Below are 15,632 nucleotides of genomic sequence, written 5' to 3'. Positions count from 1 at the left end.
CACGACCACACGGACACACCCGCGCACCCCACGACACCCCGACCCACCACACCAACCCCACAACCACAACCACAACCACAACCCCACCACCCATCGTCCTGCACAAACCCGACATCGCCTGGCCGATACGCCGGTCCACACACCGGATTCATGAAACCCGGCAATGCCCAGGGCTGGGGGCTTCAGATGCTGGACACTCGTATCCCGGTGTGCCAGTTCGCTTGCGAAAGGCGGCACCCCGGACGTCTGGGCCGGATCCGCCATCCTCACGAACTTCCCAACCTGGCGCACAATCTCCGTGTTGCCCGCTTCGGAGTACCAGTCGAGACGAGTCAGCGCCTCGTTCGACCGCGTCAGTCTCGGCACCGATCCCAACCCGCCAGCACGACCCAAAAACTCACCCCTCATCTCCTCAAAAGCCGACTCAATCCCAAACCACTCATCCCGCAACCACCGCACCAACGCAATGCCCAGCAGGCCGACAACCGGACACCCGCAGACACCAGCACAGGCTTGCTGCATCTCCCGGCAATCGACAGAACCGCGGCCAGGGCCCAGTTGCTCACCGCAGAACACATGCCGAGACGACACAACACACCTCCTCTCAACGACCTACGTCTCCCACGCTCTCAATGTACGCACCAACAGCAACGCACCTGCACGATCAGACGTTCAGGGGCCACAGGTGAAAACAAACCTGCCCTTCCGGCCAAAACCTCTCACGCCACACACCAGGCACGCGGGGCGAGCTAAGGCGAGGGAAGTCAAGCAGCCAGGGTTGAATGGACGCGCATTGTGTCCATTCAGGCAACGTCCTGGACACAGCATGAGTGACCATGCGGTTGCATAACGTCACGAACGAACCGACGCGTCGCACCCCTGGCAATCCTCTGCGGGCAGGTAATTGATCTGTTCGGCTTACTTGGGCATTCTGACGGGTCGGCTGTGCTGCCAGCGCACCTCGGCCGTGGCACAGTGCGCAAGGGCCGGGCATCGACCCTGCCACCAGATGGACGAGGGAGCTTCCCCAAACGTCACGTTGATGAACGCTTCCATCGTCAACGCCGGACTGGACGGCGCCGCTCAACCTCGAAACCCCAACGCAGAGCGATGGCCGCATTCCGCACCGAATATGAGACCGTTTCGGTGCATTACAGAGGGACATACTCGCAACCAGCACTGGCGCTTGTTCCGATCTCATGAAGAATAAGTCCGTCCAACGCAAAGTCACGGACATCGTCACCTCTCACTTGGTTCGGGGAATGACGGCAGCAGGTATCGCCCCGACAGGCTGCGCAAACTCGCCATCACCTGGACTTGGCACCATGACGGCGACCTCGACGGGGATGCCAACCTCCGGTCCCCTGGCACACCTGGAGGGACCTCCGATGAATACGCAACGCCCAGGAGTTGACGGCCGACTTCATACGATCCAACAGCCACCGGCTGCCGCTGCGGGTAGAACGACCCGCACAACCAGGCCGCCCTCCGGACGTGGGCGGGCGGTGGCGGAACCGTCGTGTGCTTCGGCGATCGCCCGCACGACCGAGAGACCGAGCCCGTTGCCGGGCGGCGGATCCGCCCGGTCGAAGCACAATCTGCGGAACGGTTCGAAAAGCTGGTCCGCCAGAACGGCGGTCCACGCGTGGACCGCCGTTGACGATCTCCATGAGGCTGGTGGTGCCGTCGCTGTCCGTACGCGCGGACACCCAGCCGCCTGGCACGTTGTGCACAATCGCGTTGTCCACGAGGTTGTGCACCGACTGGCCGAGCAGGACCGAGTCTCCGCGCACCTTGCCCACGTTGAGGTCGAGCAGAAGCTCAACCCGTTCGGTGGCGAGAGCGAGCCGGTTCTCCAGCGCGTCATGGACCGCCCTGCCCAGATCCACGAGTTCGTCGCGACAGATGGTGCCCGAGTCCTGTGCCAGGGCGAGTAGTCCGGTGATCAGGCGTTGCTGGTGGTCGAGGCCGTCGAGGAGCCTGCGGCCCAGCGCCATACCGTCGCCCCCAGCGGTGGGGTGGGCCGGTGCCACCTCGATCAGAGTCCGCTGCGTCGCGACTGGCGTCTTCAGCTCGTGTGCGGCGTTGGTGAGGAACCGCCGCTGGCTCGTGAACGACCGTTCCAGCCTGGCCAACATGTGGTCGAAGGCACCGGCGAATTCCCTGATCTCATAGGTGGGCCCGTCCAGCCGGATTCTCGTGTGCAGCGCGTGGTCGGCTGCCCGTTGCGCGACCGCGGCGATGGCCGCACCGGGCGCAGGGCACGGCCCCGGTGATCCAACCGAGAACTGCGGCGACCACCATCGCCACCACCAGCGCGATGAGGCCGCTGCTGATCATCGACGAGTAGGTGATCGCGCCCAGGTCAGCCACCGGCTCAACCGGCTGCGGCATCGGGTGTTGCGGTGCCGCAGCGTCAGATGGCGCACCGGTACCGCGAACGTCGTGGTGCCCGCGGGCACCACGCGCTCCGAGAGCAGCACGATCAATCCGAGCATGATCATGCCGGACACCGCGGTCAACACGACATAGGCGAAAGTCAACCTCGCCCGCAGCGGCCAATGCTTCACGGGATCCGGTACCCCACACCCGAGACGGTCTTGATCACCGCAGGCTCACCCAGCTTTCGCCGCAACGAAGTCATCGTCACTCGCACGACATTGGTGAACGGATTGACGTTCTCGTCCCACACGGTTTCCAGAAGCTCTTCCGCTGAGACGACCGCGCCATTCGCGCGGAGCAGTTCCTCGAGCACGGCGAACTCCTTCTTGGTGAGTGAGACCGGCAGATCGGCGCGGAGCACCCGGTAGCGCGCGGGGTCGAGAACCACACCGCACGCCGCAGCACTGGCGGCACCGCGAGCCTGTTCCGCCTCCCATCGTACGAACCCTGGCGACGAGTTCCGCGAAGACAGACGGGTTGGGCAGGTAGTCATCCGCGCCCAGCTCCAGACCGAAGATCCGGTCGGTCACCTCTGCGGCCGCTGTGAGCATCAGGATTCGCGTATTTGGGTGCTCACCGGCGATCCTGCGGCACACGTCGTCGCCGTACACGACCGGAGGCCACGGTCGAGCACCACCACGTCATAGCGGTTCACGCTGCAGCGGTCGAGCGCGGCTGAGCCGTCGTAGACGACGTCGACAGTTAGAGCGCTGTCGCGCAACCCTTCTCCAATCGCATCCGCCATCATATTCTGGTCGCCCACAACCAGTATGCACATAAGTCGTGATACAACAGAACAAATCACAGAGGCAGCGTGGGGAACACAAGGGGAACTCGGCCTACCCGACCTTAAATAAGTGAAGATAAGCCCCCTACCGCGCATCTTCCGATGCTTCCCGCACAGTGGTGTCATTCCGGACGACCGCCTGGGATGATCAGTGTCAAGCAAAGGGTCTGAAATGAAGAAGACTCGATTCGCTCGTCCGCTCATCGTGGCCGGCCTCGCCGCGTCCTCGTCCGCACTCGCTGACTCCGTCGCCGACCAGGCGACGTCCAGTGGCGAGACTATCTCGTGCCCAAGGCCGCACACCCCGCCCATGCAGGGAGTCCCGGTGCCGGCTACCCCGCTCGCGCCCGGAATACCTGTGCCCGCTGGTGACGCCGGCGATCACTGGCCACGTCGCGGGCACCGCGGCCGGTGAGTCGGACGAGAACAGCTGTACTCCAGCCGGTGGGCCCGGTGTTCCGGCTCTGCCCGGTGTCCCGGCCGGCACGCCCGGTGTTCCCGCCCTGCCGTAGCAGCGCCTGATCAGGCTGCGGGCTCTGCGAGATGAGGCGGTGACAGCTGCCTGATCGGCGGTGGCGGCGTGACGGCTCGATCGCCGGCTGAGCTGGTCCTTGCGGCGTCGACCAACCCGGCCATCGGTTTGGGGAGTCCCCACCGCCCCGCACGGGCTCTTGCAAGCCGATCTGACCATCCTGTTCATGCACCTCGCACGAGTCGCGGAGGAGCCGCGCGGTCGTACGTTGCGCCGGTTGATCGCACACAGGCACCGCCACCCGCATTGTTCGAGCGCGTCGCCTCGCCGGCACCATGCATGATCACCCACAAGGTGTGGAGGCGCGACCACGTGGATCCCCGCGAAGTCGAGGCAATCGTCGACGAGATCCTCCTACCTCTGATCCAGACTCGTCGTTGACGGCGGCCACGAAGACGCGCCCGCCGATTCGAAGCACAGTTTCCGACGCCGGCCACCACTGCTGAGATGTGTTGCTTTACGTCCGGAACGCGTCGGCACCGCACAGCAGGTGTGAGCATTCGTGCAACGATCCCGGCTTTCAGGGCAAGGCTCAACTGAGGCCGGCTTCCGGACCAGCTACGGCGACTACGGTGGCTGCTGGACATACCGAGAAGGGATGCTGTTTGTTCATCCTAGAAGCAATCGGCATCGTCGCATTCGCGGTCGCCGGAGCCACCGAAGCCATCCGGGCCCGGCTCGACCTGTTCGGAGTCACGGTATCCGCAATCGTCACCGCCATCGGCGGCGGAGTCATCCGTGACATCTTGCTCGGCGTCCACCCGCCCGTGGGAATGGCCACCTGGTGGTACCTGGTGGCCTGCACCGCAACCGCGATGCTCGTGTTCTGCCTCTACCCGAGACTGACCGGGCATCGGCTCCTGCTCCAGGCGGCGGACGCCATCGGACTCGCCCTGTTCGCCGTCACCGGCACCACCAAAGCCATGGAACTGGCAACCCCAGTGCACGTCGCCACCATGATCGGCATGCTCAACGGTGTCGGCGGCGGCGTTCTCCGCGACATGCTGCTGAGACGAATCCCCTCCGTGCTGCGCGTTGAGCTCTACGCGCTACCCGCACTCGCAGGCTCGCTTATCCTGGCACTGGACCAGCAGTACCACCTGCTGCCCAACCAGATGACGACACTCGTCGCAATGCTCATCATCTTCACCACGCGCATGGCTGCGGTGCTGTTCGACTGGAACCTACCTGTCAGACGAACAAAGGAGACAAAGCCGAAAAACCTTCTCCCCGAAGACGGCGCCGAACGCACACTGCCGTTGCCTCGCTTCACAGCGACACACAGTCCGATGACGCCGCCACACGTGTTACCCACCAAAGCGAACCCAGCCCCGCGGCAAGCTGCTCGCCATCCTCCTCCGCGTGATCGCCGTCCGCCCGGCAACCGAACACCCTTCACCAACCAGCACCGTGCAAGCGATGTGCGCCCCGCAGCCTTCCGCACCGAAACAGGGAGCACCCGCGCGTCGTCAACCGCGGCCCACCCGGCCCATCCTCCAACCGGCAGCCCCGCCCAGGAGCATCCTTCACGGCGACGGCCAGAAACGACACAGGCCGGGCAAGCCCCAGGCCCGCATGCTGATCGAGCTCACCGGTCCGGCAGCGCCGCTCGTCCGGCCATCGCTGATCCCCGCGTTCATCAAACGGAAGTTCGACGCGCTGGACCTGAAACCCGGTGGACGTCCGACTGACCGAGCATCCGGCGTTGGCCCCATAGTCACTCGTGCAGCTGCGTGACCACCAGTTCGAGAGCCGCGCCACTGCCCAACGACTCACGACCAAAGCCCCTGGACCCATCAGCCAGTCGCAGATTTGACAACGCGGGTTTCCGCAGCTGAACGCGCTCGCCGATCGACCCACCAGGCGTAGGCGAGCGTGGTCACGGTGCCAGGGAGGACCTGCGCCACTGTGTAGTCCCCGCTCTGGTCGAGGCTCGGGATTCCCTGGGTGGTCGCAACGAGCATGCCCGTCGCGTTGTTGGCGACGTGCAGAGCGATCGCGGCTTCGAGTCCGCCGGTGCGGACCGTCAACCAGCACATCGCAAATGAGAACACCGCAAGGTCCGCGAGCACCAGCGGATCGGTGTAGTCGTGCAGCATTACGAACAGCGCGGTCGTGAGCACTGCCGCAGGCCAGGGTAAGCGTGTCCACGAGGAGATCACCTGCAGCAACCAGCCACGGCACAGGTACTCCTCCGCGGTGGCCTGCAACGGCACCACCAGCACGGCGATCAGCGCGAACTGCGCCCAGGTACCCCAACCGGGCCACCTCGCCGATTCCCAGCCGTCCTGGAGCAACCCGACCACGAGTACCACACTGATGGCCGCGGCGGCCCAGCGCGCGCAGTCGAACAGCCAGGCCCACCGCAGCCCACCATCCACAGCGGACACCGTGCCCGATGGCCGGCTTCCTGCCCAGCGCACGGCCAGTAGGACGGCAGGCAGCGTCACCGCCACGATGCCGAACCCGAAGAAGATGTCCAACACTGGATCAGCGAACACACCGTCATGATTGGAGACGCCGAACGCGGCCGCGAGCCCATAGGCCAGTACCGTGAAGGCCAGCACGAACGCGCAGAACAACACGGCGAAAAGACCGATCTCCACGAGTGGACGCCACCAGCGGTACCGCGCTTCGCGGCCGAGCAGGTGATATGGGACCGCCGTGCAGGCGTGGTACGGTGGCGCGACCATGTTTGCGCCTCGATCTGCCGGTTCCATGCGAACAAGTCTAGAAGCGCCGAACTGCCTGCCGCATGTGCAGATCGGCCATGATGAGGCGGGAACGCTTGCCTGGCCCCGGCACCGGCGGTTGCCATCGCAGCTCGCTCATTGGCGGCCGTGCCGGAGCGCAAGGCGCGGCCAACGACAGCGTGACGGGTCTCGTCCGACACCCGTGCGACGACGACACCGAGGTCTGTGAAAGTATCCGGAAGCAAGGCGATCTCGTAGGAATCGACAGCGACGACCGCGACCAGTACAGTCCACAGTAGACAGATGCATCACAGCAGCCGTAGGCGGTCCGGCCGTGGAACGCCGGCAGCCCCTCGATCCCGCCGCAGACGGTCTCGGTCTCCCCCTCCGCGAACCACACCACGCCCCAGTTCTCGAAGACCACGTGCGGTTCGACACTCGCGCGCGCCAGCGCCGTGGCTGTCTCCAGCGGGTCGGCTGTCCAGGGGACGCGCCGCTCAAACGTTCATCTCCAGGGTCGCCGCGACGATGCTCAGGACGGCGTCCACTTCGGACACCAGGTAGAAATGCCCGCCGGGCAGCACGTGCCGCGCGAACGGGCCGGACGTGAGCCGCACCCAGTGCAGGGCCTGCTCCGGCGCCACCTCGCGGTCGGCCGACCCGAGCACCGCCGTGACAGGACAGGACGGCAGCGGTCCCAGGCGGGACGCGTAGGTCTCGGCGATGCGGAAGTCCGCGCGAATCGGTGGCAGGAAAATCGATCGGGCCTCGACTTCGGCCGAGTGAGTGCCCGGAAAGGACGAGAAGTTTGCCCTTCGACACCACTCGACAACGGCCCGTGCAGTTCCGGGACGCTTGCCGCACAGGAATCTCCGATGCGATCCACCCGGCCGACAATCCGCACGGCGTACACCTCGGCGGCAAGCGTCTCCCAGCGTGGAAGATGCTCGCCAATCCGCCGACGTGCGGCAGGCGCACAATCCGTGCCGCCGCCCGCAGCCTGGGTACGCAACCACGCTTCACTACCACGACCAGCCCTCCGCATCACTCGTATCACTCGATGAGGTATCGTAAACACAGTTGGTAGTGATTATCGATGTCATTACCGCCTTCAAGCTGTCCGCAAGGGACAGTTAGGCTTACCAACATCCGCGTCAACTGCCGTCTCGATACGAGGTGTGATCGGGCAGAAGTTCCTACCCCCTTGACGGTTTCTGATGATGTACCCCGCGCTACAGGTCGCCAAGTCCGTCCCTGTCCGGCTTGGCGCGAACCGGCGCGCACTGAGGCCCGACTCGGCTTTCGTGATCACAGTTGCCCAGGGGCGCTCACCGTCGCAGAGCCCGTTCCAGACGGACAGGCAACCTTGCCAAGCATCCACAAAGGACTATCCGAACACGATCACGGGAGCGGGCATCCGAAATCACGACGACCACAAGCAACGACAGGAGCAGCGAAGATGTGTGGAATCACCGGATGGGTAGCGTTCGACGGCGATCTCACCGGCAGCGTGCCGATCATCGAGGCGATGACGGCGTCGCTGGGTGATCGCGGACCTGACGCGTCTGGGATGTGGGTGCGCAGCAATGTCGCACTGGGACACCGCCGATTGGCCGTCATCGACCTGCCTGGCGGTGTACAGCCGATGGAGGCCAGGACACCATCCGGCGCTGTGGTGCTCACATTCTCGGGCGAGATCTACAACTTCAGGGACCTCCGTGGCGAACTGGAGGGCCATGGCCACTGCTTCGCCACAAGCAGCGACACCGAGGTGGTGCTGCGCGGCTACCTGGAGTGGGGCGAGGCTGTCGCCGAACGCCTGAACGGCATGTACGCCTTCGGACTGTGGGACGAACGCACCGACAAGCTGGTACTGGTCCGCGACCGGGTCGGAGTGAAGCCGCTGTACTACCACCGCACTCCAGACGGTGTGCTGTTCGGATCGGAACCCAAGGCGATTCTGGCCAACCCGGCGTTCCCACGCACGGTGGACGCAGGGTGCCTGCGCGAGCTGGCGGGCTTCACCAAAGCGCCCGGCTGGTCACTGTGGAAGAACATGTACGAGGTCGAGCCGGGAACAGTCGTGACGGTCTCCCGTGCAGGCATGCGGCATCACACGTACTGGCGCCTGGAGACCGCCCCGCACACCGACGACCTGGCGACCACGATCGAACGGGTCGGAGAGCTGTTCGGAGATGCAGTGCGCCGCCAGACGGTGTCGGACGTACCACAGTGCGCACTGTTGTCCGGCGGACTGGACTCCAGCGCGGTCACCGCGATCGCGGCGGCGGAGCTTCAGGCTCGAGGTGAGAGCGCTCATACCTTCTCGGTGGACTTCGCGGGCCATGAGGAGAACTTCCGCCCGGACGAGCTGCGGGAGACACCCGACTCACCATTCGTCCGTGAGGTCGCCGCGCACGTCGGGTCGGTGCACCACGACATCGTGCTCAGCTCCGCCGCTCTGGTCGACCCGGAGGTGCGCAGGGCAGTCGTGGCCGCACGGGACATGCCGATCGGCCTCGGGGACATCGATACCTCGATGTACCTGTTGTTCCGGGCCATTCGCGCCGAGCACACGGTGGCGTTGTCCGGTGAGTTCGCCGACGAGCTGTTCGGTGGCTACGCCTGGTTCCACCACCCCGCAGCCCGTGACGCCGACACGTTTCCCTGGCTGGCGTTCAGCAACGCCTACACCGGCGACCGTACCGAGATGCTGCGGCCGGAGCTCCGCAAGGAACTGGACATCGAGTCCTACGTCGCCGACGAGTACCGGACCGCTGTGGCCACGGTCGACCACCTCGACACCGAGGACGCGCTGGAGCGCCGGATGCGCCGCAGCAGCCACCTGCACCTGACCAGGCTGGTGCGCGCCCTGCTCGACCGCAAGGACCGGATGTCGATGGCCGTCGGCCTGGAGGTGCGGGTGCCGTTCGCCGACCACCGGTTGATCGAGTACGTCTACAACACCCCGTGGTCGATGAAGGCAGGCGACGGCATGGAGAAGAGCCTGCTGCGCGCGGCGGTCGCACAGGCGCTGCCCCGCTCGGTCGTGGAGCGGGTCAAGAGTCCCTATCCGTCCACACAGGACACCAGGTACGCGGAAGCGTTGCAGCAACAAGCGAAGGAGGTGCTCACCGAAGCTGGTCACCCGGTGTTCGACGTCTTCGACGCGGATTGGGTGGTCGACGCAGCGGGCCAGGACCCCACAGCGATGAATGGCCGCGTCCGCACCGGACTGGAGCGCGTGTTGGACATGTACCACTGGATCGACCTGTACCGGCCGGACCTTCAGCTCGGCTGATGTCCCACCACACCAAGGAGAGGCAACGATGACCACGACCGGACCGCTGGAACTAGGCGCGGACTTCATCCAGAACGCGCACGTCGTCGGGGCGGCACTGCGGGAAAGCGCACCGATCCGCCATGTCGTGCTGCCCAGCGGCTTGCCGGTCTGGCTGGTGACCGGGTACGAGGCGGCCAGAACCGTTGCGACGGACCCGAGGTTCAGCAGCCAGCGGGTGTACGACCGGATGCACCGGATGGTGCTGGGCGAGGATGAAGAAACGCCGTTCTCGGAGGACTTCGCGAAGAACCTGCTCAACCTGGACCCGCCGGAGCACACCCGCCTGCGCAAGCTGACCACGAGGATGTTCACCAGCCGGGCCATCGCACCGCTACGGCCCCGCATCGAGCAGATCGCGGACGAGCTGCTCGACGACATGGCCGGGCGAGAGTCAGTGGAGTTCCTGGAGGCCTACGCCTATCCGCTACCGATCCGGGTCATCACCGAGATGCTGGGCGTGCCGTTCAGCGACCGCGACCAGTTCACCCAGTGGTCCAAGACGATGGTCGACGGAGGCGCGAGCGAGGCAGCGGGTGCGGCGACCATGCAGATGGCGAGCTACCTGCACGGGCTGATTGCGGCCAAGCGGGAGACTCCTGCCGACGATCTGCTTTCCCAGCTGGTGCACATGTCGGAGGATGGCGACCAGCTCTCCTCCTCCGAACTGGTCGCGGTCACCGTCGTGCTGCTGATCGGTGGCTTCGAGACCACAGTGAACCTCATCAGCGGCGGAATCCTCAGTCTGTCCCGCCACACCGACCAGCTTGCCCTGCTGCGGGCCGACCGAAGCCTGATGGCGAACGCGATCGAGGAGTTCCTGCGCCACGAGACGCCGAACATCCTGTCCTCGCCGCGCTACACCACCGAAGAGGTCGAGATCGCGGGCGTCGTGATCCCGGAAGGCGAGTTCGTCATGGTGTCGTGGCTGGCCGCCAACCGGGACCCTGCAAGGTTCACCGACCCCGACCGGCTCGACATCACCCGGCCGATGGGCGGACACCTCGCGTTCGGCCACGGCCTGCACTTCTGCCTCGGCGCACCCCTGGCCCGGTTGGAGGGCGAGATCGCCTTCGGCCGGCTGCTGGACCGGTTCGCCAACATCGAGGTGCTCTCCGCGGTCGACGACCTGCGCTGGCGTGACAGCACTGTCATGCACGGCCTTGAATCTCTTGTCGTGCAGCTGCGCTGACCCAAGCGACCACGTGTCGCCGCGGGACGACGTCCAGCCCGGCCGGTTGGATCGGACCGGGTTGAACGAGCGCCATCACGAGTACTACTTGGTGCGGACGACGTTGGCGGACGATCCGTGGGTCCAGCTGAACCTGTTCAACTGGCACCTGGTCGCGGGCCAGCCGACCACTGGGACCGATTCGGCCGGACAGGGTGTTCGAGCACCTGTGGAGCACTGCGGTTGAGGAGCAGTTCTACCTGGTGTGGCCAACACTCCTGCTGATCATCGCCCTGTGGGTACGGCGAGTGGACGTGCCAAGGCCGGTCCAGGCCGCACGCGGGAACCACGCCCTCGTCGTCACCGTCGAGATCTTGGTGATCGCGCTGACCAGCTTCGGTGAGTCCGGATTCCGCAGAGTCGTGATCTCGTAGTCGAGACGCTCCAGGACGTCCTCACGGCCGATGTGACCTCGTCTGCGGAGCCGAGCCTGGTCACTGCTTGCGGCCTAGCCGCGGCTCCTCACCCGCCTGAACCAGTGTCGCGAAATCGTCCACACCGATGAGCAACGCCCTGCTCCATCCCACTCGCCCCAACCTCCTCATCATCTCTGGTCTTGCGAGCGAAGCGTGGTCGTCGCGGGAACAGATTGCTGACCCGCTTCTCGCCCGGAGAAGCGGGACACGTCAGTCCTGCTGCATGTCGTCTATGCGGGGGCCCGGTATCCAAGGACTGTATTTCACTCAACCGGGTAATCCTTGCTGTAGATGCCGGTCCGGCGAGTCGCCCCGAGCACGAAGGCACTTCACTCAACCGAGGTTTGCGTTCCACCAGCTAATTCATTGAGATCACGCGCACGCAAGACGGCCACATTCCATGAAGCTAGCCGTCGAATCCGCGGGAGCTGGTCTTGTGCCCGTGCCGCGGGTCTCGGGGCGACGGTCGAGATGAGCCGGTCCGGCGGACCTTGCGCGCGATCCGGAACACCCCGTCGGATCCCTCGGCCACGTCCTGTCCCAGTGCGGTGGCCAGCAGCCGTGCCGCCTGCTCGACCCCGATGCCGAGCTTGTGGCCCTCCAGCAGCGCGAGAGTCTAAATCCAGGCCACCCGCCGCGTACTTCCACCGGACATCGAAAAACCGCTCCACCGCTTTCCGGCCCGACAAGCCCTCGGTGCGCTGCAGCACCATCACCACCGCCACGATCATCGGGGGCACCGACCGCCGCCCCGCACGGGTGAACAGATCAGTGAACATCTCGTCCGGGAACAGAGCAAAGCACTCCCGACGCGACATCGCATAGATCGAGTCCGGCGCGACATGGTCCTGGCAGTAGTCCACCGTCGAACGCAACAAGTCCGTCTGGCGCGGCGCCGTCCCAGCGTCACCCCGCCATCCTGCCCAGCGACCAACTCACCGAGGCGGCAACACGCCAATCCTTGGCACTCAAAAACACCAGCCACCTAACGGTCCGACACGACCAATCTTGCTCCAAGGCGGCGCAATCCAGGTGACAGGCGTGAAACACAATTTCGCCCCAACGTGCGGCGACCAAGCGCGACTGGAAGCCTACCCATGTCGGCTATTCAAACGGCGACCTCGCGCATGGCAACGGCTCGCTCAACGGATCCGAGGGGAGATACCGTGAGCGAGCCGTCACCTTCGAGTGACACTCAATTCTTCGGCGCAAGCCGGAACGACCTGACCTGCGGGAGTGAGGGGTCGACAGATGGCCCACGAGACACACCAGGCGCCCACTGACGCATCTCATCGCTGAAGCCTCGAGTATCACACGAAAACAGGCTATCAACGTTCATAGCGTCTCACCACATCTGACCAACTGCCGTAACCCGACCGGCCGACCCAATAGGTACACAAGGGCAATTCCGAACGTTCTGCCGTGCACAGGCTGAATCGCCACCGCACCTTCCCGCCGTGCTGGAGGGAACGGCAGACACGACGCCGACGCTGTTCAACCGGTGTGCACTGGCCTGGCGCGCGAAGGCAGTCACGTCGTCGGCCGTGCTGGGCTTGGGTGTCATCACCCAGCCTCGTCGATCTGTTCGTCACCCACGAGGTCCAGCATCTTGCCGTCGAGGACGGCATCGAACAGACGTTGCTCCGGTCAGAGGGCGCCGATGGCGTCGTCGGTCAGGATGCGCGGCCAACGAACGGGCCCCGTACGTTCGACCCCCCTGATCGCCTCGTCCCGGTGTCGAGGCATCGCAGCCAGGTCACCGTTGGCGCGAGCCGCCTTGGCGCGCAGCAGTGCCACGTCGGCAAGCATCGCGGTGTTGTCCGTTTTCCTCGGCGAGCTCGGCCGCAGTGGCGATGGCTGCCTCGGCGGATGCGGCCTGTCCGATTCGGGTGTGCAGGTCGGCGACGGCGATGAGCGCTTGGTCTGAACGGTCGGCTCGGCGGCCGCCTCCGCGAGCTCGACCGAGGATCGGGTGTGGTCACCGTCTCATGGTCGCGCTGCAGTGGTCACCGCGTCCGGGCGGTGCCAGCCGGAGACGTCCGCGGCGAACACCAGCCGAACTCGGGCTGGATGGCGTCTGCCAGCAGGCGACGCAAAGCGGTGGTGTCGATCTCACCCTTGGCCAGCGCGGCGTACGCGCTGCCATGTCCGCGAAGGCGTTCGGGCTGCAACGTCAAGTGGGGCAGCGACTCCAGCCGGGGCGGGGCACACAACAACGCGTCCGTGGTCTCCGACGCCATGTCCGCGCAGCCGATGAAACAGCCGTAGAGCAGTCAAAGATCAACCGTCCTCGGGGTTGAACAATATCGGCCTTTCACAAGTGCGGACGGTCAGGCCACGCGACGTGGATCCACAGTAGATGCTGAGGGATCGGTTGCGGCACCTGAGACCGGAGAGCGGGTGTTCGTCTTGGCGGCCTTGCGGATGGTCTTGGCACGCCCCAGGGACGGCGGGCCTGAGTTTCCTCAATTGGGCCGCCAGGCGCGTCATCGCCTGGCTGTCTTGCGCCACGTCGAGGAAGTCAGTGGACACACGGCCATGACCTGCCGCTATTTCGGGATCGGCCAGCCGAGACGTGTCGCATCAACCGGCGATCTCTCGGCTCGATCCGACACGACAAACCTTGACGAGCGCGCTATCCCAACTCGGTACGTGCCGCGCAAAGCACCGCGCCCACCGCAGGTAGCCACCGCTTGTCCGCGCGCGGTTCACGCACCCAGCGCACCTCTCGGCCATCCACTGTGGACGGAGGCAGCAGCAATCTGGTGGACATCGGCAGCACTCGCACTCCCAACGGTAGATCAACCCACGGCTCGTGATCGACAGTATTGGCTAGCACGAGCCAGGCATGCATGGGGTCAGCCGTCACCAACGTCGGGCACGGTTCACCGCACCTCTCCAACCGGGAGCACACGTCGAGTACTACTGTCGCGGGCACGACAACAGCGCCGAGTGCCGCATCCAGGGTGGCGACAACGGCGTTTCCGACGGCGTGCGTGTGCCAGCCGAACAACTCGCGGTATCGGCGTGCCGCAACCGACACGCGGTTTGGCGCCTGCGCCAGTTCTTCGTCCACAATCAGCTCCTTGAGGAGAATCTGTTTCGGAGCACCTTGCGAGAACCGTTCATTTTCAACCAGGAAAACCGTGGCTGGTCGCGCCCACGCCGCGAGCCATGTGGAGGTAAGCAGGGTTCACAGCGGTCTTGCCGAGCTTGCGGCGCAGCCGTGACAGATGAACGTTCAGCGTCAGGTCGCAGCCCTTGTATGACTCGCTACAGACGTGTTCGAACAGGTCGCGCCGGGTTACGATGCCGTCCGGACGCTTGGTCAGGTAGACCAGCAGGTCCAACTCGCGCCAGGTCAGCTCGAGTGGCTCTCCGTGGAGTGTGGCCTCGCGCATACGCGGATTGATCTCCAGCGCGTCCACGACTACCTGGGGGCCGTGATCGAGCACCACGAGGTCAGGGGCTCCCGCCGCGGTCTCTCTCAACGCCTGCGCGGCAGTACCGACCGCGACGACGGAGTGGCCGGCCTCAGCAAGCGCTCTCCGGAGCACGCTGCGGATCGCCTCGTCGTCTTCGACGAATAGGACTGAGGGCATTCGGCTACTCCGACAGCAGTTGGGCGCAGCGGATCAGGCCCAGGTGCGAGTACGCCTGCGGGTGGTTGCCCAGCGAGCGCTCGGCGACCGGGTCGTACTCCTCCGGCAGCAGGCCCGTGGGGCCGGCGGCCGCGACGATCTGGCCGAACAGCTCCTCGGCCTCGGTGCGCCGGCCGGTGAGCAGGTAGGCCTCGATCATCCACGCCGCGCACAGGTGGAAGCCGCCCTCGTCGCCCGGCAGGCCGTCGTCGCGGTGGTAGCGGTAGACGGTCGAGCCCGAACGCAGCTCGGCCTCGATGGCGGTGACCGTGGACTGGAAGCGCTCGTCGGCCGGGTCGATCAGGCCCGACAGGCCGACGAAGAGCGAGGCCGCGTCCAGGTCGTCGCCGTCGTAGGCCGTGGTGAACGACTGGACCTCGTCGTTCCAGCCGTTCTTCAGCACGTCCGTGGCGATCGTGTCGCGCAACGGCACCCACGACGGGTCGAGCTCCCGGCCGAACTGCTCGCCGAGCTTGATCGCGCGGTCGATCGTCAGCCAGCACATGACCTTCGAGTACACGTGGTGGCGCGGCGCGTGCCGCTCCTCCCA

Annotated in this window: 13 protein-coding genes and 2 pseudogenes; 6 read left to right on the top strand and 9 right to left on the bottom strand. The window is 65.4% G+C overall.

The genetic code is table 11. From position 1 onward, the window contains the following. Positions 1–1,423 precede the first annotated feature (1,423 nt). A complete protein-coding gene (locus tag IEZ09_RS48070) occupies positions 1,424–1,735 on the bottom strand; it encodes a sensor histidine kinase (RefSeq protein WP_368856226.1) in 312 nt (103 codons plus the stop codon). A gap of 19 nt (positions 1,736–1,754) precedes the next feature. Between IEZ09_RS48070 and IEZ09_RS44550 the strand changes: the two genes are divergently transcribed. After that, positions 1,755–1,937 (top strand): hypothetical protein, encoded by a 183-nt coding sequence (locus tag IEZ09_RS44550; RefSeq protein ID WP_189259912.1) that lies wholly within the window; start codon positions 1,755–1,757, stop codon positions 1,935–1,937. A gap of 42 nt (positions 1,938–1,979) precedes the next feature. Here the strand turns inward: IEZ09_RS44550 and IEZ09_RS48065 are convergent. Then, positions 1,980–2,138 (bottom strand): annotated as a pseudogene (locus IEZ09_RS48065) (two-component sensor histidine kinase); the annotation flags it as partial. 37 nt (positions 2,139–2,175) lie between these two features. On the opposite strand from IEZ09_RS48065, the gene IEZ09_RS44545 reads away from it, so the two are divergent. After that, entirely contained in the window at positions 2,176–2,532 is a 357-nt protein-coding gene (locus tag IEZ09_RS44545; RefSeq protein WP_189259911.1) for a hypothetical protein, read from the top strand. 34 nt (positions 2,533–2,566) lie between these two features. On the opposite strand, the pseudogene IEZ09_RS44540 reads toward IEZ09_RS44545, so the two are convergent. Continuing rightward, positions 2,567–3,220, bottom strand: a pseudogene (locus tag IEZ09_RS44540) (response regulator transcription factor). Positions 3,221–4,366: 1,146 nt separating this feature from the next. On the opposite strand from IEZ09_RS44540, the gene IEZ09_RS44535 reads away from it, so the two are divergent. Beyond that, positions 4,367–5,452: a trimeric intracellular cation channel family protein gene (locus tag IEZ09_RS44535; RefSeq protein WP_189259910.1), complete on the top strand. Its 1,086-nt coding sequence runs from the start codon at positions 4,367–4,369 to the stop codon at positions 5,450–5,452. 105 nt (positions 5,453–5,557) lie between these two features. Here IEZ09_RS44535 and IEZ09_RS44530 read toward each other — a convergent pair whose 3' ends face one another. Both IEZ09_RS44530 and IEZ09_RS44525 read right to left on the bottom strand, forming a co-directional pair. After that, positions 5,558–6,367 carry a CPBP family intramembrane glutamic endopeptidase gene (locus tag IEZ09_RS44530; protein WP_189259909.1) on the bottom strand — a complete coding sequence of 270 codons (810 nt, stop codon included), beginning with the start codon at positions 6,365–6,367 and terminating at the stop codon, positions 5,558–5,560. Between the two features lie 584 nt (positions 6,368–6,951). Further along, positions 6,952–7,470, bottom strand: coding sequence for a thioesterase II family protein (locus tag IEZ09_RS44525; protein WP_189259908.1), 519 nt, complete (start codon positions 7,468–7,470; stop codon positions 6,952–6,954). A 443-nt stretch (positions 7,471–7,913) separates the two neighbouring features. Here IEZ09_RS44525 and asnB point away from each other — a divergent pair, with 443 nt between their 5' ends. From asnB to IEZ09_RS47185, 3 genes are all read left to right on the top strand, one after another. After that, entirely contained in the window at positions 7,914–9,755 is a 1,842-nt protein-coding gene (asnB, locus tag IEZ09_RS44520) for an asparagine synthase (glutamine-hydrolyzing) (RefSeq protein WP_189259907.1), read from the top strand. Positions 9,756–9,783: 28 nt separating this feature from the next. Further along, positions 9,784–10,986, top strand: a complete 1,203-nt coding sequence (locus tag IEZ09_RS44515) for a cytochrome P450 family protein (protein ID WP_189259906.1) — start codon at positions 9,784–9,786, stop codon at positions 10,984–10,986. A 242-nt stretch (positions 10,987–11,228) separates the two neighbouring features. Then, on the top strand, positions 11,229–11,399 hold the full coding sequence (locus IEZ09_RS47185) for a hypothetical protein (protein ID WP_229813515.1): 171 nt from the start codon (positions 11,229–11,231) through the stop codon (positions 11,397–11,399). Between the two features lie 1,689 nt (positions 11,400–13,088). Here the strand turns inward: IEZ09_RS47185 and IEZ09_RS44505 are convergent. The 4 genes from IEZ09_RS44505 to IEZ09_RS44490 all read right to left on the bottom strand — a co-directional run. Beyond that, positions 13,089–13,238 (bottom strand): hypothetical protein, encoded by a 150-nt coding sequence (locus tag IEZ09_RS44505; protein ID WP_189259905.1) that lies wholly within the window; start codon positions 13,236–13,238, stop codon positions 13,089–13,091. Between the two features lie 209 nt (positions 13,239–13,447). Beyond that, entirely contained in the window at positions 13,448–13,681 is a 234-nt protein-coding gene (locus tag IEZ09_RS44500; RefSeq protein ID WP_189259904.1) for a hypothetical protein, read from the bottom strand. Positions 13,682–14,572: 891 nt separating this feature from the next. Beyond that, positions 14,573–15,043, bottom strand: coding sequence for a response regulator transcription factor (locus tag IEZ09_RS44495; protein ID WP_189259903.1), 471 nt, complete (start codon positions 15,041–15,043; stop codon positions 14,573–14,575). Positions 15,044–15,047: 4 nt separating this feature from the next. After that, on the bottom strand, positions 15,048–15,632 hold a 585-nt coding region (locus IEZ09_RS44490; protein WP_229813514.1), incomplete at its 5' end, for a glycoside hydrolase family 15 protein.

Origin of the sequence: Lentzea flava (genome assembly GCF_014648475.1) — a bacterium.
Classification (GTDB): Bacteria; Actinomycetota; Actinomycetes; order Mycobacteriales; family Pseudonocardiaceae; genus Lentzea; species Lentzea flava.
Note: the sequence above shows the minus strand (reverse complement) of the source record. Positions and strands in the feature narration are given on the sequence as shown.